The sequence below is a fragment of the Pseudomonas koreensis genome (assembly GCF_024169245.1).
Classification (GTDB): domain Bacteria; phylum Pseudomonadota; class Gammaproteobacteria; order Pseudomonadales; family Pseudomonadaceae; genus Aquipseudomonas; species Aquipseudomonas koreensis_F.
In genome coordinates this window covers 1,892,273-1,917,351 of sequence record NZ_JALJWP010000001.1, presented here as the reverse complement: position 1 = coordinate 1,917,351, position 25,079 = coordinate 1,892,273, and the positions used below count along the sequence as shown (strand labels likewise).

16 protein-coding genes and 2 tRNA genes are annotated in these 25,079 nt (G+C 59.9%); 6 read left to right on the top strand and 12 right to left on the bottom strand.

What is annotated here, in order from left to right; genetic code table 11:
• The first annotated feature begins 149 nt into the window (after positions 1–149).
• A complete protein-coding gene (locus J2Y90_RS08685) occupies positions 150–2,762 on the top strand; it encodes a hypothetical protein (RefSeq protein WP_253498536.1) in 2,613 nt (870 codons plus the stop codon).
• A 768-nt stretch (positions 2,763–3,530) separates the two neighbouring features.
• Complete coding sequence (locus J2Y90_RS08680; protein WP_253498533.1) at positions 3,531–7,244, top strand: NEL-type E3 ubiquitin ligase domain-containing protein; 3,714 nt, start codon at positions 3,531–3,533, stop codon at positions 7,242–7,244.
• Positions 7,245–7,288: 44 nt separating this feature from the next.
• Here J2Y90_RS08680 and dnaB read toward each other — a convergent pair whose 3' ends face one another.
• From dnaB to rnr, 7 genes are all read right to left on the bottom strand, one after another.
• Complete coding sequence (dnaB, locus tag J2Y90_RS08675) at positions 7,289–8,686, bottom strand: replicative DNA helicase (protein ID WP_016771936.1); 1,398 nt, start codon at positions 8,684–8,686, stop codon at positions 7,289–7,291.
• Positions 8,687–8,805: 119 nt separating this feature from the next.
• Positions 8,806–9,252, bottom strand: a complete 447-nt coding sequence (gene rplI / locus J2Y90_RS08670; protein WP_003221136.1) for a 50S ribosomal protein L9 — start codon at positions 9,250–9,252, stop codon at positions 8,806–8,808.
• A gap of 18 nt (positions 9,253–9,270) precedes the next feature.
• Positions 9,271–10,164: a hypothetical protein gene (locus J2Y90_RS08665; protein WP_253498531.1), complete on the bottom strand. Its 894-nt coding sequence runs from the start codon at positions 10,162–10,164 to the stop codon at positions 9,271–9,273.
• A 36-nt stretch (positions 10,165–10,200) separates the two neighbouring features.
• Positions 10,201–10,431, bottom strand: a complete 231-nt coding sequence (gene rpsR / locus J2Y90_RS08660; RefSeq protein ID WP_002551829.1) for a 30S ribosomal protein S18 — start codon at positions 10,429–10,431, stop codon at positions 10,201–10,203.
• A gap of 29 nt (positions 10,432–10,460) precedes the next feature.
• Positions 10,461–10,883, bottom strand: coding sequence for a 30S ribosomal protein S6 (gene rpsF / locus J2Y90_RS08655; protein ID WP_038360383.1), 423 nt, complete (start codon positions 10,881–10,883; stop codon positions 10,461–10,463).
• A 307-nt stretch (positions 10,884–11,190) separates the two neighbouring features.
• On the bottom strand, positions 11,191–11,958 hold the full coding sequence (gene rlmB / locus J2Y90_RS08650; RefSeq protein ID WP_252877333.1) for a 23S rRNA (guanosine(2251)-2'-O)-methyltransferase RlmB: 768 nt from the start codon (positions 11,956–11,958) through the stop codon (positions 11,191–11,193).
• Positions 11,955–14,585, bottom strand: a complete 2,631-nt coding sequence (gene rnr, locus J2Y90_RS08645; protein WP_253498528.1) for a ribonuclease R — start codon at positions 14,583–14,585, stop codon at positions 11,955–11,957. Before rnr ends, rlmB begins: the two co-directional genes overlap by 4 nt.
• A gap of 225 nt (positions 14,586–14,810) precedes the next feature.
• Here rnr and J2Y90_RS08640 point away from each other — a divergent pair.
• From J2Y90_RS08640 to J2Y90_RS08625, 4 genes are all read left to right on the top strand, one after another.
• Positions 14,811–14,897 (top strand) — tRNA-Leu (locus tag J2Y90_RS08640).
• A gap of 180 nt (positions 14,898–15,077) precedes the next feature.
• Positions 15,078–15,164, top strand: a tRNA-Leu gene (locus tag J2Y90_RS08635).
• 285 nt (positions 15,165–15,449) lie between these two features.
• Complete coding sequence (locus J2Y90_RS08630) at positions 15,450–16,460, top strand: extracellular solute-binding protein (RefSeq protein WP_253498526.1); 1,011 nt, start codon at positions 15,450–15,452, stop codon at positions 16,458–16,460.
• Positions 16,460–18,025: an ABC transporter permease gene (locus J2Y90_RS08625; protein WP_253498523.1), complete on the top strand. Its 1,566-nt coding sequence runs from the start codon at positions 16,460–16,462 to the stop codon at positions 18,023–18,025. The genes J2Y90_RS08630 and J2Y90_RS08625 overlap by 1 nt, the downstream gene beginning before the upstream one ends.
• Positions 18,026–18,105: 80 nt before the next feature.
• On the opposite strand, the gene J2Y90_RS08620 is transcribed toward J2Y90_RS08625, so the two are convergent.
• The 5 genes from J2Y90_RS08620 to hflK form a co-directional block, all read right to left on the bottom strand.
• Positions 18,106–20,040: a methyl-accepting chemotaxis protein gene (locus tag J2Y90_RS08620; RefSeq protein WP_253498520.1), complete on the bottom strand. Its 1,935-nt coding sequence runs from the start codon at positions 20,038–20,040 to the stop codon at positions 18,106–18,108.
• Positions 20,041–20,179: 139 nt separating this feature from the next.
• A complete protein-coding gene (locus J2Y90_RS08615; RefSeq protein ID WP_039756860.1) occupies positions 20,180–21,469 on the bottom strand; it encodes an adenylosuccinate synthase in 1,290 nt (429 codons plus the stop codon).
• Positions 21,470–21,523: 54 nt separating this feature from the next.
• Entirely contained in the window at positions 21,524–22,711 is a 1,188-nt protein-coding gene (locus J2Y90_RS08610) for an ATP phosphoribosyltransferase regulatory subunit (protein WP_016771944.1), read from the bottom strand.
• A 313-nt stretch (positions 22,712–23,024) separates the two neighbouring features.
• A complete protein-coding gene (gene hflC / locus J2Y90_RS08605; protein WP_016771945.1) occupies positions 23,025–23,894 on the bottom strand; it encodes a protease modulator HflC in 870 nt (289 codons plus the stop codon).
• Positions 23,894–25,060 carry an FtsH protease activity modulator HflK gene (gene hflK, locus J2Y90_RS08600; protein ID WP_253498517.1) on the bottom strand — a complete coding sequence of 389 codons (1,167 nt, stop codon included), beginning with the start codon at positions 25,058–25,060 and terminating at the stop codon, positions 23,894–23,896. The genes hflC and hflK overlap by 1 nt, the downstream gene beginning before the upstream one ends.
• Positions 25,061–25,079 lie beyond the last annotated feature (19 nt).

Below are 25,079 nucleotides of genomic sequence, written 5' to 3'. Positions count from 1 at the left end.
GTCGGTTTTCACGACAACGTGCCCTGCGCGCCTCCAGCAGAAAATCTCCGGTGAGTTTCACCCGCCAGACATCAGCAATGACGCTGAACGCCTTGCAGAACCCGATGACCGGAGTTCTGCAACCGCCACTTTTTCAAGGATGAAGAAACATGGCCGTAAAACCGCCTCGCAATGGCAACATCCATGTGGACGTGGACGTCCACATCCGCTCGAACCGACAGATGGACGGCAGGACCGAAACCAGTGGTACGCCGGGCCGCAAAAACCTCGATCCGTGGCTCCTTGGCGAAAAACCGAAACCGCGGGCACCGTCGCCCGGGGTGGCGGACCCCGATGCAATTCTGCCCGCCCCGCCTGTCATCCTCCACCGGACACTGGCCCCTGTTGAAACTCGTCTCTTCCACGATCAGTCGTTAAGGCGCTATTGGATCAAAACCGCGGCAAAACTGCCGCACGCCGACAGCGAAGGATTCAGGACCTACAACAAACGACAGTACGTCGACGTCTCCGATGGCGGCGTCGTTCTGGTCGCGGTGGAGCCAGCCACCGGACAGTACCGGGCCCGGCTATCAAGCGAACTGCATGCCTCTGGGCCGCTGCTGTTGCGCGATGTCGACAGCGGACTCTGGCATCCACTCAATGATGTCGACGCAACCCATGTACCGCTGACCGACGCAAGCCTTCAACCGTTTCGCACTGAGCTGGATTTCAGCACATCCGAACCCGGCAGCGATGGGCTGTTTCGCCACGACGGCAAGCTCTACGTGGTCATCCACAATCAAGCGTACCAGGCGATGCAGGATCTCGACGCGTCGAGTCCGGCGCACAAGGTGTGGCGCATCATTAACGCCAAGGATCCGGTCGCCACCGACAGCGCGAACATCTACCGGGCCAGTCGCAGCGGCGAAACCCGGGCCATCACTCGCAACGAGGCTGGCGTCTGGGTTTCTGTACTGACGGGGCTGAGGGGCGGAATGCCGCGCAATAACCCGAGGCAGGTCAATATGGCCCTGCTGATGCAACGTTATGAACCCTTCCAGAATGCCCACACCGCTCTGATCGAGTCATCCACGCAGTACGACGCCTTGTGGAGCGAGGCCCGACAACAGGCGGAAAGTCCCACAAGGACCGCGGCCCTGGTTGCCGTTGAGGTGCATTTGCTCAGGCACATCAGAAAACAGACGGCCTTCGTTCAGTCGCTCGTCGACAACAAGGACTGGATGACGATCGTCAAAGCAGGCGGGCTATTCAAGGAAGAACTGCACACCTTCCGGGTAGAACAGGTCGAGTCCCTCAACAGGCTCATGGCCGTCATGGACCTCAGGGTCAGGCCTGAGACGACAGACCTGAGTGCCGACAGCTGCAGGAAAATCCTCACTCACCTGAACAAGAAGCTGAAGATCCTCGACGAGCGTCAGGTGGTGATGGAGCAGATCAGAAAAGCCTCCCCCGGCGCGGCCGCACAACTGGCGGAGCTCAGCCAACAGGTACCGACGGCGGAGCGCATCAACTTCAACAAACTGACGCTTTATGTGCACCTGTTTGCAGGCACTCCCGACCAGCCGCCAGACACCACCATGCCTTCGCTGTCTGCCATAGACCTGATCACCGGGGATCTGAGCAGTGTTCCAGAACGAGAGCACACCATGGCACTCCTGCTGGCCCTTGACCAGATCAGAGGAGACAAGAGTCGCTTCGAAATGCTGCTGAGCTCGCAAAGCCCCAAGGACCAATACCTTGAGCAGATCATTGCCTTGATCGAACCGATCGAGAAGAAGATTGACAGCACTTTGAACGAAATCCTTGACGTTGCGATGCCCCATTCCGATCTGCCGAGCCTCGACCAGGACATCGATTTCGACTTCATTCCGGCGCAACCCGTCTACGCCGAGACAGGGCGTCCCGCCCCCGCCAGGAAAATGTTCCGAACGCGCCGGCACGGCACTTACAGGGTACTGGTCGGGGAGACCGAGACCGCCCCGGACGGGAGCGTCATCATCAAGGTTGCCGATCCGTTGCGACCCGATTCGCCCCCCCGGCGCTACGAAAAAAGACAGGAAGAGTGGCTGCCAGTGCTGCCGCCAATCGTCCGCGTACCGCGCGCGCAACTGATCCGCGAAGCAACCGCGTCACTGGACAGCCATGAGCACCACATGGCCGATGCGCGCCTCCAGGAAGCCCAAAAAGCCAACCCGACGAACATCATGGAAACTCTGGGCACCGAAAGCGACCGGCTCAATGAGCAGGCCAGACGGCTGGAGGACCACGCAAGCGAGGTCGAGGATAGCGTGATCGTCGATCTGGCCGCACGCCTGCGAACCGCAGCCGATGCCTTGACGGACCTGGGGCAGAAGATCCACGTGCGGATGTACAAGGACAAAGACGTGCTGGACATCATGCGCCTGAACTATCTGATGGATCGCGCCGAAGTCAATGTCCGCAGGACGGTTAATCGCAAGGCGCTGGGCAAAGGCAAGGAAAGGGAGTTCCTGGACGTTTATTCCATCAGCGATAGCACTGACGGTGCGCCGTTGTGGGAAGCGCATTTTCACTATGACAGGCAGGACAGCCACCCGCTGGGCTTCAAAACCAGAGGCGGTCATTTGAAAACCCTTGAACAGAGCAGACTCGGGGTCAAGTCGCAGCGCCGCGATGAACTGGCCGGTCGGCCGCATACCGAGATCTGGCGCAATCATTTCGATGGCAAGACAGCGCAAAAAATATTCACCATGGCGGACAACGCCGCTGCGCTCTCCAGCTAAATGGCCATGCCCGGGCAACGGGCTTGTGCCTCCTGTAACAACCAACAGGCAATGACGCCGAACGTTATCGGCGCCCGTTCGCGGGCGCCTGACAAGCAAACTTGCAAGGAAGTAAAAATGTCACCACGACTACCCTTCAAAGGAACCGTTGAACACTCTGCACGACCGCCCCGGCAAGGCTCGGAAACAGCAAGACCCGAGACGCCGCCGCGTGTCGATTTCGGCCCGTCGACTTCACGGGGAACACTAACCCCTGAAGGGCCCGGCAGACCTGCAAACGACGCTGATCCGGATACCGTCACGCCGATACCGGCGGTAACGATTCGTGAGTCAGCGCCCCCTAAGGCCGCACTCACGCGTGAGCAATGGCCCCTGGAACATTACTGGATCACCGTCCCCCCTGATTTACCAGGTCCGAACGCCGAGGGTTTCCGGATGCACAAGGGACGCCGGTACGTCGATGTTCCCAATGGCGGTACGGTGCTCCTTGGAGTCGACACGCTTACCCGTCAGTATCGAGCCCGGTTATCAACCGATCTGGAGGCCCTCGGCCCGGTACTGCTGCGTGACGCCGAAAGCGGGCTCTGGCATCCACAGGATGCCTCCAGACCAGCCCCGCCTGCATCGACCGAACCTGTTACAAGTGGATTGCCTCGGCCCGGCGCAGGACATGCGCGGCCGGTTCAGCGACGATTGGCAGACCGGGTTGCCGCCATCGTCAATCGACTGCGCAGTCCGCACGCTCGCGCAAAAAGGCTGTATCCCTCCATGAGCGAGGAACAGATTGACGCATACCTGCGCTCGCTGGGCAGCGACATCGAAGGCGGGCTGAGTCGACGCGAAACAGAATACAAAACGCTCAAGGACCAACTGACGCTCTGGCGCAAAGCGTCGTCCACGATGCCAGGCGCAGCAAAAGACCGGGCAGAACAGGTCGCCCTCGAAATCAAACGCTGCTTTCGCCGCGAGACCGGCACATCGTTGAGACTTGCACCTGGCAGCGGCACCCTGCCCGCGTTGAAGGCTGATTTCAGCCATGTCCGCGACCTGGCCCTGGACTCTGTGACATGGACGCCCGCAGCCGACACGTTTCTCACCGGCTTCTCGCGCCTGGAGCAATTGACGATCACCCGCGCCACGCTGGACAGACTGCCCGTAGCCCTGGCGCAGATGGGCGACCTGCGAACGCTGGATCTGAGCGCAAACCGGATTCGGCTGGACACACCAACCGCAGCGACACTTACTGCACTCGGCAATCTTGAAAGCATCAACCTGTCGCACAATCCGCTGAGTATCGCGCCCGACTTCAGCGCACTGACCGGTTTGAAAGCGTTGAACCTGAGTAATACGCAGCTGGATCAGTGGCCTGCAGGATTGCGCAACCTGACGGGTCTGCACATCGTCGACTTGCGCAATAACCGATTGCAGGAAGTACCGCAGACACTGCTCGATCCCCCCGCCGCGCAGCTCGAAGCCACCGTCAGACTCAACGGCGTCACCCTCATCGAGGGCAACGACTTTGCGCCCGGCTATTGGAAAACCCTGGAACTGTACTGGCGCCGCCTCGCCACGGATCATCCGGCACTGCCCGGCCCCGCTCACCCGCAGGGTCTGAGGCTGGCCGAAGACATTGCCGAACTGGCGATGGTGCAGAGGATGTACCCGGACAAGGATACCCAGGCCGCCAGGGATTATGTTCTGCATCTGAGTGATGAAGCACTGACCCGACGCCTGCAAGAGTTCGAGTTGCTTGAATCGCAACTTGAAAATCATGTGGCCGATAATCACAACCGCGTATCGATAGATGTGGAAGGTCGCACCGTTAACGTCTGGGCGCCGCGACGTCTGGCCAGAATCATCAAGGCCTGCTGGCTGCAAGAGTCGGGCGCAATCCTCAGGATACCGCCCGGCAGTGGACCATTGCCGGCACTGACGGCGGACTTCAGTCATGTCCGGACGCTGGACCTTCAGGCCGTCCACTGGTCGGATGCTGGCGAGACATTCCTCGCCAATTTCACCCAACTGGAAACGCTCTCCATCAATCACTCCAGTCTTCGCAAATTGCCGGCCTGCATAGGTGATATGGACAAACTGGTTTACCTGGATCTGAGTTCGAACAGCCTTGAGCTGGATGAATCCAGTGCTGCAAAACTGAGTGCGTTGAGCCGGTTGAAGATCGTCAATCTGTCCCAGAACCCACTGAAAAAATCCCCCGATTTCAGTGCGATGTCCGAGCTGACAGGCCTGGACCTGCATGACACGGGGATCGACCAGTGGCCCGCCGGCCTGCTGGGCAACACGGCGTTGACGGCCCTTGATTTGCGCAACAACCACTTGACTGAAATACCAGAGGCCCTCATCAACCCGGTACCTGAACAATTGGCCTCGACCGCGAAAATCAACAGTGCCACATTACTGGAGGGCAATGACTTTCCTTCCGGCTACTGGAAAACATTCGATCGTTACTGGCGACGCGTGCACGCAGCACACCCCGAACTGATGAACCCGGCACATCCCGCGGCATTTGACAGCGATAACTCCAGGGCACAGCGATACCGGCGTTTGTATCCGCTCAAAAGTATCAAGATGTGCAGGGAATATATCTGGAGCCTGGAGAAGGGTACCGTCGGCACAAGACTGGCGAGTCTCGAGCTGGAGTTCAGCACCCTGAAAACTCAATTGGACGCCTGGGTTTTTTCTGGAGGCGGCAACCGCCAACGGTATGTTCGCGCGAACCGGTTGTTGATCAACGCAGAAACCCGCCACGATCGAACGGCGGCAAGTCGACGGATCATCAGTTGCTGGCGACGTGAAACACCGCAAAAACTGGCCAATGACAGAACCCCCATCGGCCTTGAACTGGATCTCAGCGGCCTGAGGTTGCAAAGCCTGCCGGATATCGATGTGGACTTCAGTCACGTTGGCTCACTCAACCTGAGCAGTATGGGCCTGAGCACCTCGCCAGAAGGTTTTCTGACCCGATTCCGCCACGTCCGCTGGCTGGACCTCTCGCGCAATCAACTGCGCGAGTTGCCCCCGGCCGTGGGAGATATGAATGGTCTGACCCGACTGTTCCTGGAGAAAAACCAGATTGTCCTGACCGACGAGACTGCCCGCATTCTGTCAGCGCGCACCACACTGCGAGCATTGGGCCTGCATGACAATCCACAGTTGGCCGTCGTCCCTGACTTCAGCCGGATCATCGACATGCGCTCGATGAGCCTGGCCAACACGGGCATCACCACCTTTCCTGCGGGCATTGCCGATCAGCCGCTATTGGATACCGTTAATCTGAGCAACAACCGGATCGAGGAAATCCCCGATTCCGTCATCGCGCCGCCGGACGAGCGACTTGCCCACACGGCCCGCGTCAACAACGTAACCGATATCTCTCATAATCCGTTGTTGCCAGAGACGCGTGCCCGGTTGAACCGTTACAACGCTCGATTGATAGAAGCAGAGATGCCGCTGACCGGCCCGAACAACCTGATCGACACAGCAGACGGCCACGTGCCTGTGGTGCCACGAATGACCACAGATAATCCAATGGCTCGCTGGACTGTCGGAATGTCGATCGATCAACTGTCAGCCCGACGAGTGCAATGGCAAACACTGCGCGACCTGCCAGGGTCGGATGGCCTGTTCAATACCCTTGACCGCCTGCTGCATGTTCCCGCCGGCCATAACGACCTTCAGCAACGGGTCTGGAAGCTGATCGACAGCATTACCGAAAACAGTCCGGAATCCGAACGCCTGCGCAGCGAGCTGTTCGAACGTTCGGGCGAGGCGGCCTGCTGCGATCGGGCCGCTTTCACGTTCGCCAATCTGGAAACCCGGATGATGATGCATAACGCACGTAGCCTGGCTCGCGATCAAGCACAAGGCCCGCAACTGACAGCACTGTCCAAGGCGTTGTTTCGCTTGCATGAAGTGGACAAGATCGCATCGGCGGACATTGCACAGCGAGAGGCGAAAATCCTCGAATCCAGGCAGGGCCAGGGTGCGCCGTCGCTTGCGGCACCGCATGTGCCTGAGGAAGTCGAGATCAGGCTTTTCTATCGCCACGGTCTGAAAGACCGCTTGCAACTGCCGGGGCAGCCTGAGCGCATGGGTTTCGGGCATCTGGTCAATGTATCGAAAGCACAAATGGATGCGGCGTACGAAAAAGTCATCGCACTGGATAACTCGCCGGAAGAGTTTCAGGCTTTGTTATCGAGGGAGTTCTGGCAGGAATTTGTCATCCATAAATACCAGTCTCAATTCGAAAAGCAGCGGCAGCCGTTTCAGGAGCGACAGGCAATTCTCGACGAGTCGTATGCCGCCAACACCCTGTCGTTTGACGATTACGATGCGCAATCCAGAGCACTGCAGGCACCGCTCGCGATCGAGGAAGCCGCACTGATCGAAGCGCTGACCCGGCAAGAACTGGGCGAGCAAGCGAGCCTCGGCACTGTCGAGAAAGCCGCGCGCGAAGACGCATAAGGCAACTAAAGACGACGTGTTGGCCGAATGATTTCGGCCAACACTTATTCGTCGTCGTCGAAGTTGTAACTGCCCGGCGCCAGGTTTTCGAAGCGCGTGTATTTACCGATGAACGCCAGGCGAATAAAGCCGATCGGGCCGTTACGCTGCTTGCCGATGATGATTTCGGCGATGCCCTTGTGCTCTGTTTCCGGGTGATACACCTCGTCGCGATAAACGAACATGATCACGTCGGCGTCCTGCTCGATCGCACCGGATTCCCGCAAGTCGGAGTTAACCGGGCGCTTGTTGGGACGCTGTTCGAGGGAACGGTTGAGCTGCGACAGGGCGACCACCGGACAGTTGAATTCCTTGGCCAAGGCCTTCAAGGATCGGGAGATCTCGGAAATCTCGTTGGTACGGTTGTCACCACTGGAACCGGGGATCTGCATCAGTTGCAGGTAGTCGATCATGATCAGACCGACGTCGCCGTGCTCACGCACCAGACGCCGGGTCCGCGCGCGCATCTCGGACGGGCTGATACCGGCGGTGTCATCGATGAACAGTTTGCGATCGTTGAGCAGGTTGACCGCCGAAGTCAGGCGCGGCCAGTCATCGTCTTCGAGTTGGCCGGAACGCACCTTGGTCTGATCGATACGGCCGAGCGAGGACAGCATACGCATGATCAGCGATTCGCCTGGCATCTCGAGGGAGTACACCAGCACCGCCTTTTCGCTGCGAAGCACGGCGTTTTCCACCAGGTTCATCGCGAAGGTGGTCTTACCCATCGACGGACGACCGGCAACGATGATCAGGTCGGAGGGCTGCAAGCCGCTGGTTTTCTCGTCGAGGTCGGTGTAGCCGGTGGACAGGCCGGTGATCGCGTCGGCGGTGTTGAACAGGGTATCGATGCGGTCGATGGCCTTGGTCAGCAGCTCGTTGACGCCGACCGGGCCGCCGGTCTTCGGCCGCGCTTCGGCGATCTGGAAGATCTGCCGTTCGGCTTCGTCGAGGATTTCTTCGGCAGTGCGGCCTTCCGGGTTGAAGGCGCTGTCGGCGATCTCGGTGCTGATGCCGATCAGTTGGCGCAACGTCGCACGCTGGCGGACGATCTGCGCATAGGCCTTGATGTTGGCGACGGACGGCGTGTTTTTTGCCAGTTCGCCAAGATAGCCGAGGCCGCCGACCTGCGACGTCTGACCTTCCTTGTCCAGTTGTTCGGCAAGGGTCACGACGTCGATCGGCGAGTTCTGATCGGCCAGTTTGGCGATCGCGCGGAAGATCAGGCGGTGGTCATGTCGATAGAAATCGCCGTCGGAGACTTGATCGAGCACGCGTTCCCAGGCGTTGTTGTCCAGCATCAGACCACCGAGTACGGCCTGTTCGGCCTCGATGGAATGCGGCGGCACCTTCAGGGCAGCGGTTTGCAGATCGTATTGCTCGGGAGCGGAAATATCGTTCATGGCCACTTGAGTATTAGTGAAAAGCAGGGAATTCAGAAAGACAAAGGGCACGACCTGTAAACAGGATCGTGCCCGATGTTAACCGCCTGACGGACAAGCCGCCAGCCGATCGATATTGCTTAAGCTGCTACCACGACAACGCGTACGGTGGCTTCAACTTCGGCGTGCAGGTGCACGGCCACGTCGAATTCACCCACGTTGCGGATGGTGCCGTTCGGCAGACGAACTTCGCTCTTCTGCACTTCAACGCCGGAAGCGGTCAGTGCGTCAGCGATGTCGTGAGTACCGATCGAACCGAACAGCTTGCCTTCGTCGCCAGCGGTGGCAGTGATGGTCACTTCCAGCTCGGCCAGTTGGGCAGCACGGCTTTCAGCCGATGCTTTACGGTCTGCGGCAGCTTTTTCCAGCTCGGCGCGACGCTCTTCGAACGCAGCCAGGTTGGCAGCGGTCGCAGCGGTAGCCTTGCCGAAAGGCAGCAGGTAGTTACGGCCGTAACCGGCCTTAACGTTTACTTTGTCGCCCAGGTTGCCCAGGTTGGCGATTTTTTCCAGAAGGATCAGTTGCATGTGAAAATCCTCTAACTTTTAACCTTCACCGTTCGCGCTGTCGGTGTCTTTCGACACGTGACGACCGCGAAAATCAATCAGGCTGTCGACAATGGCCAGAACCACGAGCAACGGATAGATCAGCTGCATGAACAACAGCAGCGTGACGTACAACCCCACGAGCCAGAAACCGGCCAGTCGCTTCTGCCCGACCAGCCCGTGCATCAGGGCCAGCCCGGCGAACACCAGCGGTACACTGCACAACGGCGTCAACATGGCCATCTGTGCACCGAGATTCGGGCCCAGAAGCATCAACGCCAGCAGTAACATCGCCGGCCCCAACGGGATGCGGATGGCGCGAAACTCGCGACCGAAACCACCCGGGTTGTACAACAACGCCTGCCAATGCCGCCCGACAATCAGGCTCAGCACGCTGACGATCTGCAACAAGGCCGCAATCAGTCCGGTCAGGACCGGTGCAATCAGGGACGCGAAACGCGCTTGCTCATCGACCGACAATTGCTTGTAGGTCTCACCGAGGAGCGCTGGCATGACCTTTATGAGGGCCTGTGCAAGCATCTCGATCTGGGCCGCAAACGCGACCCCGAGCACCACTGAAAACACCACTCCGATCACTACGCTGACCAGCAGCGTGCGGACCCAGGATTCGCTTGCGCGCAAAACCAACGCAAGCCCCGAAGACCCCAGCAGCACCAGAAGTGCCCGTGGGTCATCGGCATACAGCCACCAGATCAAAGCTGGCAGCAGTCCCAGCGACAGAACGCCAAGGGCGTCCGTCAATCCGCGCCGCAGCAGCACAAGGCTCCCGGCGGCAGCACCCAACCAATACAACAACGGCAATGTTGCACATCCGGCCACCACGAGAGTGGCCTGCATTCGGCCTCGCATGATGAACTCAGCTAAGGCGCGCATGCATTCAATCCTTTGCTACTTGTCGACTGCCCGGTCTCAGCGGCCGTGGCTGTCGGTGTAGGCCAGCAGGGCCAGGAAGCGGGCGCGCTTGATAGCGGTGGCCAGCTGACGCTGATAACGAGCTTTGGTACCGGTGATGCGGCTTGGAACGATTTTGCCGGTCTCGGATACGTAAGCTTTCAGAGTGTTGAGATCTTTGTAATCGATCTCTTTCACGTCTTCAGCGGTGAAGCGGCAGAATTTACGACGACGGAAGAAACGTGCCATTTGATAGGCTCCTTAATAAGGTCCGTGGATTACTCGTCAGCGTTATCGCTGTTGTCGCTGTCATCACTATCAGCGCTATCAGCGCCTTCGTGCTCAGGACGGTCGCGACGCTCACGGCGCTCACTGCGGTTTTCTTCAGCCTTGAGCATCTCGGACTGGCCGGTAACGGCTTCGTCGCGACGGATGACCAGGTTACGGATCACTGCATCGTTGTAGCGGAAGTTGTCTTCCAGCTCGGCCAGGGCCTTGCCAGTGCACTCAACGTTCAGCATCACGTAGTGAGCCTTGTGAACATTGTTGATTGCGTAGGCCAGTTGACGACGGCCCCAGTCTTCCAGACGGTGGATTTTGCCGCCGTCTTCTTCGATCAGCTTGGTGTAACGCTCAACCATGCCGCCGACTTGCTCGCTCTGATCCGGGTGGACCAGAAAGATGATTTCGTAATGACGCATGAATGCTCCTTACGGGTTGTAGCCTGCCGCTCAAAAACGGTCAGACAAGGAGTGAATGACACTTATGGACTTGCTGGCGCGGGGCACATGCGTGCCTGCCGTCACAGCAAGGGGCGCAATTGTAGAGAAGGGACAGAAGAGGTGCAAGGCAATTGGTGAATATTTGAACAACCACCGATCTTCCAGACACCTTGAACAAATGTGGGAGCGAGCTTGCTCGCGAATGCGGTCTGTCATCCAACAAATACGTCGACTGACACTCCGCTTTCGCGAGCAAGCTCGCTCCCACATTTGAATCGTGTACGACTCAGGACTTCTTCGCGGCAGCCTTGGCTTTTGCACCGCGTTGACGCTGTGCTTCAAACAGGCAAACACCGGTGGCGACCGAGACGTTGAGGCTGCTGACGCTGCCGGCCATCGGCAGGTTTACCAGGTAGTCGCAATGCTCGCGGGTCAGGCGACGCATGCCTTTGCCTTCGGCGCCCATGATCAGGATGGTCGGCCCGGTCAGGTCCTGGTCATAAATGCTGACCTCGGCCTCACCGGCCGTGCCGACAACCCACAGACCGCGCTGCTGAAGCTTCTCCAGAGTACGCGCCAGGTTGGTCACGGCCACCAGCGGGATCACTTCCGCCGCGCCGCAAGCCACTTTACGCACGACCGGGGTCAGCGTGGCCGACTTGTCTTTCGGCACGATCACCGCCAGCGCACCGGCCGCATCGGCCGAACGCAGGCAGGCGCCGAGGTTGTGCGGATCGGTCACGCCGTCGAGCACCAGCAACAACGGCGCGCCTTCGGTGCGGTCGAGCAACTCGTCGAGCATCGCCTCGCCCCAGACCTGGCTCGGACTGACTTCCGCGACCACGCCCTGATGTACGCCTTCAACCCAGGCGTCCATTTCGCGACGTTCGGCCTGGCCGACCTGAACACGGTTTTCATTGGCCAGTTCGACCAGCGTCTGCACACGCGGATCGTTGCGGCTTTCCGCCAGCCAGATCTGCTTGACGCGTTTGGGATGGTGACGCAGCAACGCTTCTACCGCGTGAACGCCGTAGATTTTTTCCAACTGACTCATGACTTCGCCTTCGGTTTACGCGCCCCGCCGCTTTTGGCTGGAGCGGAGCCCGCTTTTGGCGGGCCCTTACGGTGTTTGCTCGGTTTGGCTGGCTTGCCGTCGGTCGCCCTGTCAGGCGCCGACCGCCCGGTCTTTCCCCCGGACGCCGCTTTACCACCGTTTTTCGCATCGGCCAGCAAGGCCTTCTTCAATTCACGGCTTTTGCGCAGCTCGGCGTTTTTCGCCACGGCATCGCTCGGGCGATAGGCTTCGGCAACCTTTTCCTTGGCCGGACGACGGCTGGCGGTTTTTGCTGGAGCCTTTTCTTCCGAAGCCTTGGCAGCAGGCGCAGCGGTTTCGGCGCCACGTTTCTTGCGACCGATCGGCGCGCTGATGGTTTTTTCCGCCATCTCGAAGTCGATCTTGCGCTCGTCGAGGTCGACACGCATGACCCGCACTTCAACGGTGTCGCCAAGACGGAAACTGCGGCCGGTGCGCTCGCCCGCAAGACGGTGATGCACAGGATCGAAGTGATAGTAATCGCCCGGCAGCGCGGTGACGTGCACCAGGCCTTCGACGTAGATATCGGTCAGCTCGACGAACAGACCGAACCCGGTCACTGCGGTGATCACGCCCGGGAACGACTCGCCGACGCGATCCTTCATGAACTCGCACTTGAGCCAGTTCACCACGTCGCGGGTCGCTTCGTCGGCGCGGCGCTCGCTCATCGAGCACTGCTCGCCGAGCTGCTCCAGCGCGGCTTCGTCGTACGGATAGATGCGCGCCTTCGGAATGGTCATCGCACCGGCACGACGAACGTGCGGGGTGTCCTGTTTGGAATGGATCACGCTGCGGATCGCGCGGTGAGTGAGCAGGTCCGGGTAACGACGGATCGGCGAGGTGAAGTGGGTATAGGCTTCGTAATTCAGGCCGAAGTGACCGTCATTTTCGGCGCTGTACACCGCCTGGCTCAACGAACGCAGCATCACGGTCTGGATCAAATGGAAATCCGGACGATCCTTGATGCTGGCCAGCAGGGCCTGGTAATCCTTCGGCGACGGACCGTCCTTGCCCTTGTGCAGGGACAGGCCGAGCTCACCCAGAAAGGCGCGCAGCTTTTCCAGACGCTCTGGCGGCGGACCGGCGTGAACGCGATAAAGCGCAGGAATTTCGTGCTTCTTGAGGAACTCGGCAGTGGCGACGTTGGCCGCCAGCATGCATTCCTCGATCAGCTTGTGCGCATCGTTGCGCACGGTCGGCCGGATTTCGGCGATCTTGCGCTCGGAGCCGAAGATGATCCGGGTTTCCTGGGTTTCGAAATCAATCGCGCCACGCACATGACGGGCGGCCAGCAATACTTTGTACAACGCGTAGAGCTGCTTGAGGTGCGGCACGACGTCGGTGTACTCGCCGCGCAATTTGCGCGCCTCGGTAGCTTTCGGCGTTTCCAGCATCGCGCTGACCTTGTTGTAGGTCAGACGGGCGTGGGAATGGATCACCGCTTCGTAGAAGCAGTAGTCGGTCATTTCGCCGGACTTGGAGATGGTCATCTCGCAGACCATGGCCAGACGATCGACCTGCGGGTTCAGCGAACACAAGCCGTTGGACAGTTGCTCCGGCAGCATCGGAATCACGCGCTCGGGGAAGTACACCGAGTTGCCGCGAACCTGAGCTTCGTTGTCCAGCGCCGAGCCGATTTTCACGTAGCTGGAAACGTCGGCAATCGCCACATACAACTTCCAGCCGCCGGAGAACAGACGCAGCTTGCCCGGCTTGGCTTCGCAGTAGACCGCATCATCGAAGTCGCGGGCATCTTCGCCGTCGATGGTGACGAACGGCAGATGACGCAGGTCGATGCGCTTTTCTTTGTCCTTCTCTTCGACTTCCGGCTTCAGTTTGGCCGCTTCTTTCAGCACGGCTTCAGGCCAGACGTGCGGAATGTCGTAAGTGCGCAGGGCAACATCGATTTCCATGCCCGGCGCCATGTAGTTGCCGACCACTTCGACCACATCGCCTTGCGGCTGGAAGCGCGGCGTTGGCCAGTGGGTGATTTTCACCTCGACGAACTGACCGATCTGCGCGTTGGCGTTGCGGCCCGGCGTCACCAACACTTCCTGCTGGATCTTCGGATTGTCGGCAACGACGAAACCGATACCGCCTTCTTCGAAATAGCGGCCGACGATGGTTTCGTGAGCGCGGGACACCACTTCGACGATCACGCCTTCGCGGCGACCACGACGGTCGAGCCCGGACACCCGCGCCAGTGCGCGGTCACCATCGAACACCAGGCGCATTTGCGCCGGGCTCATGAACAGGTCGTCGCTGCCGTCGTCCGGCACCAGAAAGCCGAAGCCGTCACGGTGACCGCTGATGCGGCCGAGGATCAGGTCGAGCTTGTCCACCGGCGCGTAAGTGCCACGGCGGGTGTAGATCAATTGAGCGTCGCGCTCCATGGCGCGCAAGCGGCGGCGCAGGGCCTCGATCTGGTCTTCTGTGGTCAGACCAAACTCTTCTACCAGTTGCTCGCGGGCAGCAGGCGAACCCCGATCGGCGAGGTGCCCCAGGATCAGTTCGCGGCTGGGAATAGGGTTTTCGTATTTTTCCGCTTCACGAGCGGCCTCGGGATCGAGGGACTGCCAATCGGCCATTAGAGAGTTTTCACCTTGTCTATATGCGGGTTAGTTTGGCATAGGCGCCGGGAAACGGGAAATTTCCGACTCTATAAGGCTTTACAAGGCCCTGTGTCGACGCTCTGATACGGTTTTGAACACCGCTGGTAAAAAAATTCAGTTTTTTCTGCAGCAGGGGTTTACAGTTAAAAAGGCGCTCCGTATAGTGCGCGCCATCGACGACGCACAAGCGCTTTCGATGATGCCCAGGTGGTGAAATTGGTAGACACGCCAGCTTCAGGTGCTGGTGACCTTACGGTCGTGGAAGTTCGAGTCTTCTCCTGGGCACCAATTTCGAGTTTGAGACTAGATCAGTTTCAAGACTCACACAAAACCCGCGAAAGCGGGTTTTTTGCATTTGCGGGAAAGCTTTTGTTCGTACTGATTTATTAAAACCAAATCAGGGGTTTACAGATCAAAAAGGCCTCCGTATAGTGCGCCACATCAACAGCGGCAACGCTTGCGATGATTGCCCAGATGGTGAAATTGGTAGACACGCCAGCTTCAGGTGCTGGTGACCTTACGGTCGTGGAAGTTCGAGTCTTCTTCTGGGCACCAATTCAAATTCAAGGTTCAGGCCTTGGATTTCACAAAAACCCGCGAAAGCGGGTTTTTGCGTTTCTGGCCTCCTGAATTTCCCGTAGGTCTGGTAGGAGCTCGTAGGAGCTGACGAGTGCAACGAGGCTGCGATCTTTTGATCCTGCTTTCAACAGCAAGATCACAAAATCGCAGCCTTCGGCAGCGCCTACAAGATCACCTCGCCCCGCACAAGGCGCACTTGAGAAACAATATCGTTTATCATTGTTGCAAGTTTTTGCAATGCGACAGTGAGGAACCCTGCGAATGACGTTTCGAATTACCCTGCGCCGAGGCCTGACCTTCACCCTCCTCGGCCTGGCGCTCGCCACTCCCCTCACCCAGGCTGCCGATGCGGTTTCCCTGACTCTCTACAACGGCCAGCACAAGGAAGTCGGCGATGCGATTGCCAAGGCTTTCGAAGCCAAGACCGGCATCCACGTCAACGTGCGCAAAGGCAGCAGCAATCAGCTCGCCAGCCAGATCATCGAAGAAGGCGACCGCTCTCCTGCCGACGTGATCTACACCGAAGAATCGCCACCACTGAACAACCTCGGCGAACAGGGCCTGTTGGCCAAGGCCGATGACGCCACCCTGGCGGTTCTGCCGGAAAAATATGTAGCGGCCAACGGCACCTGGATCGGCGTTACCGCCCGCGTCCGCGTGGTGGCATTCAACCCGAAACTGATCGATGAAAAAGATCTGCCGAAATCGGTAATGGAATTTTCCGAGCCGCAGTGGCAAGGCAAGGTCGGTTTCGTGCCGACCAGCGGCGCCTTCCAGGAGCAGGCCGTAGCGATCATCAAACTGCACGGTCGCGACGCTGCCGAAGAATGGCTGACCGGCCTGCGCGCGTTCGGCAAGACCTACAGCAACAACATGGTCGCCCTCAAAGCCGTAGAGAACGGCGAAGTCGCCACGGTGCTGGTGAACAATTATTACTGGTTCGCCTTGCAACGCGAGAAAGGCAAGCTCGACTCCAAGCTGCATTATTTCAACGGCGGCGACGCTGGCGGCTTGATCACCGTGTCCAGTGCTGCCGTGCTGAAATACAGCAAACATCCAAAAGAAGCCCAGCAATTCCTCGCCTTCATGGCCAGCGAAGAAGGTCAGCGCGTGATCACCCAGACCACCGCCGAATACCCGCTGCACAAAGGCATGGAGTCGGACCGCGGTCTCAAGCCGTTCAGCGAACTGGAAGCGCCGAACGTCACTCCGGCGGATCTGGGCAATGCTGAAGAAGCGCTGGAGCTGGAACGCGAAGTTGGCCTGAACTGATGGCAGCATCGTTATCGGCCCCCGCCGCGCGCGGGGGTTACGTACCAAGACGCAAACGGCCGTCGATCTGGCTGGTGCTGCCGGTATTGCTACTGGTGGTACTAAGCCTGTTGCCACTGGCCTATGTCGGAGTGAAAGCCTGGCAGGCCGGCTGGGCCGAGGCTTTGCATTTGTTGTGGCGTCCGTATGTGTTTGGCTTGCTGCGCAACACGTTGGCGTTAATGGTCGGCGTAACGATTACCTGCGGCGTTATCGGCCTGTCGCTGGCATGGCTGCTGGAGCGTAGCAACCTGCCGGGGCGACGCCTGTGGGGCGTGATCCTGTGCCTGCCGTTTGCGGTGCCGGCGTTTGTCAGCAGCTTCACCTGGGTGTCGCTGAGTGCACAGTTCGAAGGCCTCGGCGGAGCGATTCTGGTGATGAGCCTGTCGAAGTATCCGCTGATCTTCCTGCCAGTCGCGGCGACCCTGCGCAATCTCGATCCCTCTCTCGAAGAATCCGCCCGCACGCTGGGACAGAATCGCTGGGGCGTGTTTTTCCGCGTCACCCTGCCGCTGTTGTGGCCATCGCTGTTGGCCGGCTCGCTGCTGATTGCCCTGCACATGCTGGTGGAATTCGGCGCGCTATCCATCATCGGCCTGCAGACCTTTACCACCGCGATCTACCAGCAATTCGAACTGGAATTCAGTAACGCCAACGCAGCGATGCTTTCGGCGGTGTTGCTGGCGTTGTGTCTGCTGTTGCTGTGGCTGGAGTTGCGTGTGCGCGGCAAGGGCCGGCATGTGCGCACCGGCCAGGGCGCTGCACGACAGGCTGAACAGGTAAAGCTTGGACCGTGGGCGGCACTCGGTCAGTTGTATTGCCTGTTGCTGGCGATTATCGGCAGCGGCATCCCGCTGGGAATGTTGACCTACTGGCTGGCGGTCGGTTCGTCGGCGGCGTTCCCGGTAGCAGCGATCACTGAGGCGCTGTTGTCGTCGTTGGCATTGTCGTTGGGCGGCGCGGCGCTGTGTCTGGTGCTGGCAGTGCCGGTCGGGCTGCTGGTGGTGCGCTATAAAGGCCAATTGGCAATCTGGGCCGAACGCCTGCCTTATCTGCTGCACGCGCTGCCGGGCCTGGTGATTGCGTTGACGCTGGTGTATTTCGCTCTGCATTACGTGCCGGTTCTATACCAGACCTCGGGCCTGTTGTTGATCGCCTATGCGCTGCTGTTTCTGCCACTGGCGCAGGCGCCGATACGTACGGCACTGAACAAGGCCGCGCCACAGTTGGAAGAAGCGGCGCGGACCTTGGGCGCATCGTCGTTTACGGCGTTTTGCCGGGTGACCTTGCCGATCATTTTCCCGGCATTGGGCGCGGCGTTTGCGCTGGTGTTTCTCGATGCGATGAAGGAATTGACGGCGACGTTGCTGCTGAGTCCGACCGGGCTTAATACGCTGGCGACCGAGGTCTGGGCGCACACGGCGAATGTCGAGTTTGCGGCAGCGGCGCCGTATGCGGCGTTGTTGATTCTGGTTTCCGGACTGCCGGTTTATCTGCTGACGACGCGGATGTATCTGAGCCGCTAAAAGATCGCAGCCTTCGGCAGCTCCTACATCGGAATTTGCGTTTCCCTGTAGGAGCTGCCGCAGGCTGCGATCTTTTGATCTTAAGCCCTGAATTGCCCCAGGCTGGCTTTCAATTGCGCCGCCAGACCATCCAGCACCTTGCCACTGGCCGTGGTTTCCACCACTGCCTGCGCCGCTTTCTCGGCCTGCGCATGAATCGTCTCGACCCGCCCTCGCACTGCCTGCGCTCCCTGCGCCTGATGCGCAGCTGCCTGCGTCGCCAGACCGATCGCCGCGTGCACCTGCTCGACCGAAGCCTGCACCGACTGTTGCAGCCGCGCACTGTCGCGCAATACCAGCAAACCTTCGCTGGCCTGCCGTCCGGCCTGACCAATCGCTTCGACCGCCTCACGCGCGCCCTGCTGCAGCGCGACGATGTGCGCCTGGATATCGCCGGTGGAGCTTTGCGTTTTGCTCGCCAGCGCGCGCACTTCATCCGCGACCACGGCGAATCCACGACCGGTCTCGCCCGCCCGCGCCGCCTCGATCGCCGCGTTCAACGCCAGCAGATTGGTCTGTTCGGCGATGCCGTGAATCACCGTCAATACCACTTCGATCTGTTCGCTCTGCTGCGCCAGTCGCTCGATGACTTTCGCCCCGGTATCGACCTGCCCGGCCAGTGCTTCGATCAGGCCGCCGACCTTCGCCGAGGTTCGGGTGTTTTCATCGGTGGCCTGACGAATTTCAACGACCTGTTTCAATGCCGCCTGCATTGCCTGGCTTTCCGACTGCGCTTCATCGGCCATTTGCGAAAGAGCACGCAGGCTTTCCGCGACCTCATCACGCTGCATTCCGGCAGCCGCATCGGCGCCAGCATTGCGCAGGGTCATTGCGCCAATTTCCACACCAGTACGTTGAGCGACGTCGCCCGCCTCACGCACGATCGGCTGCAACTTGTCGACGAAGCGATTGACCGCCGAGGCCATGTCGCCGATCTCATCCTTGCTGTTGATCTGCACACGCTTGGTCAGATCGCCCTCGCCTGCCGCCAGATCGTCCATCGCCGCGTTGAGCATTTTCAGACGATTGACCACTCGATGACCAAGCACCACCGCCAGCAACAGCAGCACGCCACAGCCGACCAGCGCCAGACCGAGACCGATGCGCCAGCGCAATGTCGCGGCCGCCTCTTGAACGGTTTGCGCGGTGTTGGCTTTCATTTCGCCAGCGGTGGCCTGCGCCGATTGCAGGCGTGCCTGCATGGCCTTGGCGCTGTCCGCTGCTGCGCCTTTGAGGCTGTCGCCGACCAGTTGATCGCTGCTGGCAATCAGCGCCAGAAAGCGTTTGTCGAGCTCGGCCAGATCGGTTTCCACCGAGGCCGTGGACACGCCCATCAGCACCTTGCCGATTTCCACGCCATTGGGATTGATCGAGGCTTCAAGGTAGTAGACCGAAGGATCGTTTTTCGCCGCATCCAGGACTTTATCCAGCGCACGCTCGCCCTGACCTTTTTCCAGCAAGGCCTTGTTGATCGGGTTTTCACGATTGAGATAACGGGTCAGATGCTGGCCAGTCGCGTCGTCATACACCACGAACAGCACGTTGGGATTGCGCTGGGCGCGACGAGCGAACTCCGAGAGCGTCGGCACGTCGCTGTCCCACATGGCACGCGGCGCTACGGATGCAAGCAACTGCGCCATGTCGTTGGCCGAATCCTTCAGATCCTTTTCCAAAGTTGCGCGCAGTTGCGCCTGCTCTTCTTTGAGGCGCGCGGACAAACCGGCGGTCAGGCGCTGACGAGTACTGGCTGAGAGCGCATCAAGACTTGAAGTGACTTCACGCCCGGCCTGCTCCAGCTCACCGGAGAGCTTCTGGCTGTCGGCACCCAGGCGCACGGCCAGATCCGCTTCCAGCGCCGTGACCGTGCTCCGCGTCAGGGCAACCGCCACCAACACCTGCACCAAAAGGGCGATACCAAGGGTAACGAACACCGGCCGCAACAAACGGCTTTGTAACAGTGAGAGAACGGCTGACACTTTAAATCCCTCTACTTCTGACGCCATTAATTTGATGGCACTCTTGTAGACAGATTCACAGCAAAGGTCATGCCGTCCAACAGGCATAAACGACAAAGGCCCCGATTAAGGGGCCTTTGTTTTTTACATCAACGACTTATCAGGCAAACGGATGACGCAGAACGATGGTTTCGTTGCGATCCGGGCCCGTCGAAATAATGTCGATCGGCGCGCCGATCAACTCTTCAACGCGTTTGATGTAGGCACGAGCATTGGCCGGCAGCTCTTCCAGGGTCTTGGCACCCACGGTCGATTCGCTCCAGCCCGGTACTTCTTCGTACACAGGCTGCAGGCCTACGTAGCTGTCCGCATCGGTCGGCGCAACGGCATTGCCTTGCGCGTCTTTGTAGCCGACGCAGATGTTGATGGTTTCCAGACCGTCGAGCACGTCCAGCTTGGTCAGGCAGATACCCGAGATGCTGTTCACATCGATAGCACGACGCAGGATGACGGCGTCAAACCAGCCGCAACGACGGGCGCGGCCAGTGGTGGCGCCGAACTCGTGACCTTGCTTGGCCAGATGCGCGCCGACGTCGTCGAACAGCTCGGTCGGGAACGGGCCGGAACCAACGCGAGTGGTGTAGGCCTTGGTGATGCCCAGGATGTAGTCGAGGAACATCGGACCAACGCCTGAACCGGTCGCCACGCCACCCGCGGTGGTGTTGGAGCTGGTCACGTACGGGTAGGTGCCGTGGTCGATGTCGAGCAACGAACCTTGCGCGCCTTCGAACATGATGTCCTTGCCGGCACGACGCAGGTCGTGCAGCTCGGCGGTCACGTCGAGCATCAGCGGCTTGAGCAGCTCAGCGTATTCCTTGCACTCGGCCAGGGTCTTTTCGAACTCGATGGCCGGTTCCTTGTAGTAACCGACCAGCATGAAGTTGTGGTAGTCCACCAGTTCACGCAGTTTGTCTTCGAAGCGCGGCATGTTCAGCAGGTCGCCGACACGCAGACCACGACGGGCAACTTTATCTTCGTAAGCCGGGCCGATGCCGCGACCGGTGGTACCGATCTTCAGCTCGCCACGGGCCTTTTCACGGGCCTGGTCCAGCGCGACGTGGAAGGACAGGATCAGCGGGCAGGACGGGCTGATACGCAGGCGCTCGCGCACCGGCACGCCTTTCTCTTCCAGCTTGGTGATCTCGCGCAGCAGGGCGTCAGGTGCAACCACCACGCCGTTGCCGATCAGGCATTGCACGCCTTCGCGCAGCACGCCCGACGGAATCAGGTGCAAGACGGTTTTCTCGCCGTCGATCACCAGCGTGTGACCCGCGTTGTGGCCACCCTGGTAGCGCACTACGGCGGCAGCATGTTCGGTCAGCAGATCAACGATCTTGCCTTTGCCCTCATCACCCCACTGGGTGCCCAGGACTACGACATTCTTACCCATAACACTTGTCCTCATTCGCGCAAACTTGGTGCCGGCGATGGCCGGCAGGAAAACTCAAGAAGCCAGTGGCGATACTTGCCAAAGCCCGTTCTGCTGAATCAATTGCCGGTCGCAGTCCGCATCACGGGCGGCGGCCAAAGGTTGTCCAGGCAACGCCTGAACGACACGCTGACCCTCACTGCGCAACTGGCAAACCTGCTGCCAGAGTGCCGCATCCGTACTGTCAGGCATCCAGATACCGCCAGACGGTAGCTCGATCTCAGCACGCCCCAGGGTCACCAGGGTTTTCAAATCGGTAGAGAAGCCGGTCGCCGGACGCGCGCGACCGAAGTCGGCGCCGATGTCGTCGTAACGACCACCCTGAGCAATGGACTGACCAACGCCCGGCACGAACACCGCGAACACCACACCGGTGTGGTAGTGATAGCCGCGCAATTCGCCGAGGTCGAAATACAACGGCAACTGCGGGAAGCGCACGGAAAGCCGCTCGGCAATCGCCAGCAGATCTTCCAGCGCCGCCAGAACCGGCGCCGGCGCATTGGCCAGACGCTCGCGGGCAGCGCTCAACACTTCACGGCCGCCGCACAGATCAACCAGTGCGCGCAGCATGCCCGACAGATCCGCAGGCAGACCTTCGGTCAGGGTAATCACTTCATCGATGGCCTTGCGCTGCAACGCGTCGAACAACTGCTGCTCGACCTCACCGGACAAACCGGCGGCGCGCGCCAGACCACGGTAGATGCCGACATGCCCGAGGTCCATGTGCACATCCGGCACGTCGGCCAGTTGCAGCATGGCCAGCATGAGGCTGATGACTTCGACGTCGCTGCTCGGGCTGGCGTCGCCGTACAACTCGGCGCCCAACTGGATCGGGCTGCGCGAGGACGACAGTGCACGCGGCTGGGCGTGCAGCACGCTACCGGCATAGCACAAACGGCTCGGGCCTTCGCGACGCAGGGTGTGCGCATCGATCCGCGCCACTTGCGGCGTGATGTCGGCACGGAACCCCATCTGCCGGCCCGACTGCGGGTCGATGACCTTGAAAGTACGCAGATCCAGGTCCTGGCCCGCGCCGGTCAGCAGGGATTCCAGGTACTCGATATGGGGAGTCACGACAAACTCGTAACCCCAGCTCTGGAACAGATCCAACACCTGACGACGCGCGACTTCAATGCGCGCCGCTTCCGGTGGCAGTACTTCTTCGATGCCATCTGGCAGCAGCCAGCGGTCTACCGTTGCCATTACGCCATTCCCCTTTGATCCGGGCGGCCAGCACGAGGGCGAGCCTTGAGTGAAGCAGAAAATGACCGGAGCGTTCAAAACGCACGCGCATGAACGACGCAGCGAAAGGCCTGTTACCGGCTTCGCCCATCACTTTCCTCGAAAAACGCTCGGGCCGTACAAACCCGAAGCCTGCAACAAAAACAGCAATCAAACGTGCAGACGCAAAAAAGCCGGGAATTTCCCGGCTGCCGCATCATACACACGTTTTCCGAAAGGATCACCCCGCCCGAGGTTTTAGCCGCCGGGCGGAATGATTCAGGTCAACGGCGTGTCAAGGCTTGGCTTTTTCCAGGTAACGGAAGAAGTCGCTGCTTGGGTCGAGGACCAGGACGTCGGATTTGTTCGCGAAGCTTTCACGGTAGGCACGCAGGCTACGGTAGAAACCGTAGAACTCCTGATCCTGACCGTAGGCCTTGGAGTAGATCGCAGCAGCCTGGGCGTCACCGTCACCGCGAACCTCTTCGGATTCACGATAGGCTTCAGCCAGCAGTACGCGGCGTTGACGATCGGCGTCGGCACGGATGCCTTCGGCCAGCTCGTTACCCTTGGCGCGGTGCTCGCGAGCTTCACGCTCACGCTCGGTACTCATACGCTCGAACACGCTGCGGTTCACTTCTTTCGGCAGATCGATGGCCTTGACCCGGACATCGACCACTTCAATGCCCAGCTCTTTTTCCGCCATCTTGTTCAGCGACGCGGTGATGTCGGCCATCAGCGCATCACGCTCACCCGACACCACTTCGTGCAGGGTGCGCTTGCCGAACTGGTCACGCAGGCCGGATTCCAGACGACGGGACAGACGCTCGTCGGCAATCTGCTTGAGACCCGAGGTCGCGGTGTAGAAGCGCTCGGCATCCTTCACCCGCCACTTGGCATAGGCATCGACCATCACGGCTTTCTTTTCCAGAGTCAGGAAGCGTTGCGTCGGTGCATCCAGCGTCAACAGACGCGCGTCGAATTTGCGCACCTGGTTAACGTAAGGCACTTTCACATGCAGACCCGGCTGGACGTCGGCCTGAACCACACGACCGAATTGCAGCAGCACCGCGCGCTCGGTCTGAGCGACGATGTAGAAGCAATTCCAGCCCACCAGTACCACGACGACGCCGACGATCAGGGCGATCAGCGATTTATTGCTCATCAGCGGGTCTCCCTTGTACGCGTCTGCGGCACGTCAGTGACATGCGGCGTGACGTCCGTGTTGTTACTGGCGGCCGAACCGGTCACCGGTGCGCTGCCCGAACTGTTCTGGATCATTTTGTCCAACGGCAGGTAGAGCAGATTGCTCTGGCCGTTCTTGTTGCCGGTCACGAGCACCTTGCTGGTGTTGCTGAAGACTTCCTGCATGGTGTCCAGGTACAGACGCTCGCGGGTGACTTCAGGTGCCTTGCGATACTCGGCGACCAGCTTGGTGAAACGATCGGCCTCACCCTTGGCGCGCGAGATGGTCTCGTCGCGGTAACCGTTGGCATCTTCGATGATGCGCTGGGCCTGACCACGGGCTTCCGGCACCACGCCATTGGCGTAGGTTTCGGCCTGGTTGCGCGAACGCTGCTCGTCTTCACGGGCGCGGATCACGTCATCGAAGGCTTCCTGTACTTCACGCGGTGCCGCTGCGCTCTGTACGTTGACCTGGGTGACGGTGATACCGGTGCGATAGGTATCGAGGAAACGTTGCAGACGCTCCTTGATTTCGCTCGCCATCAATTCACGGCCTTCGGTCAGCACCTGGTCCATGGCGGTGGAACCGACCACGTGACGCAGTGCACTTTCGGTCGCGTGCTGCAGGCTGATTTCCGGCTGATCGACGTTCAGCACGAAGTCCTGCAGGTTGCTGATCTTGTACTGCACGGTCAGCGGCACTTCGACGATGTTCTCGTCTTCGGTCAGCATCTGGCCCTGCTTGGTGTACGCACGCTCACGCGTCACGTTCTCCATGTACTTCTTGTCGATCGGCGGGAAGTAGATGTTCAGGCCGGGGCCGACAGTCTCGTAGTATTTGCCGAAGCGCAGCACCACGGCCTGCTCCTGCTCGTCCACCACGTAAACCGCGCTGTACAGCCAGACGGCCGCCAGCACGACCAGGCCGATGCCGAGCAGACCGCCGAAGCCGCCACTGCTCCTGCCCGAACCGCCGCCGTCATCACCGCGTTTCTTACCACCACCGAACAACCCGTTCAGGCTTTCCTGCAGCTTTCGGAAGGCCTCGTCGAGATCCGGTGGCCCCTTGCGGTCGCCGTTATTGCGGCGCTTGCCACCCCAGGGATCCTGATTATTCGAGTTGCCACCCGGCTCATTCCAAGCCATAGCGCTCTCCATCTGATAA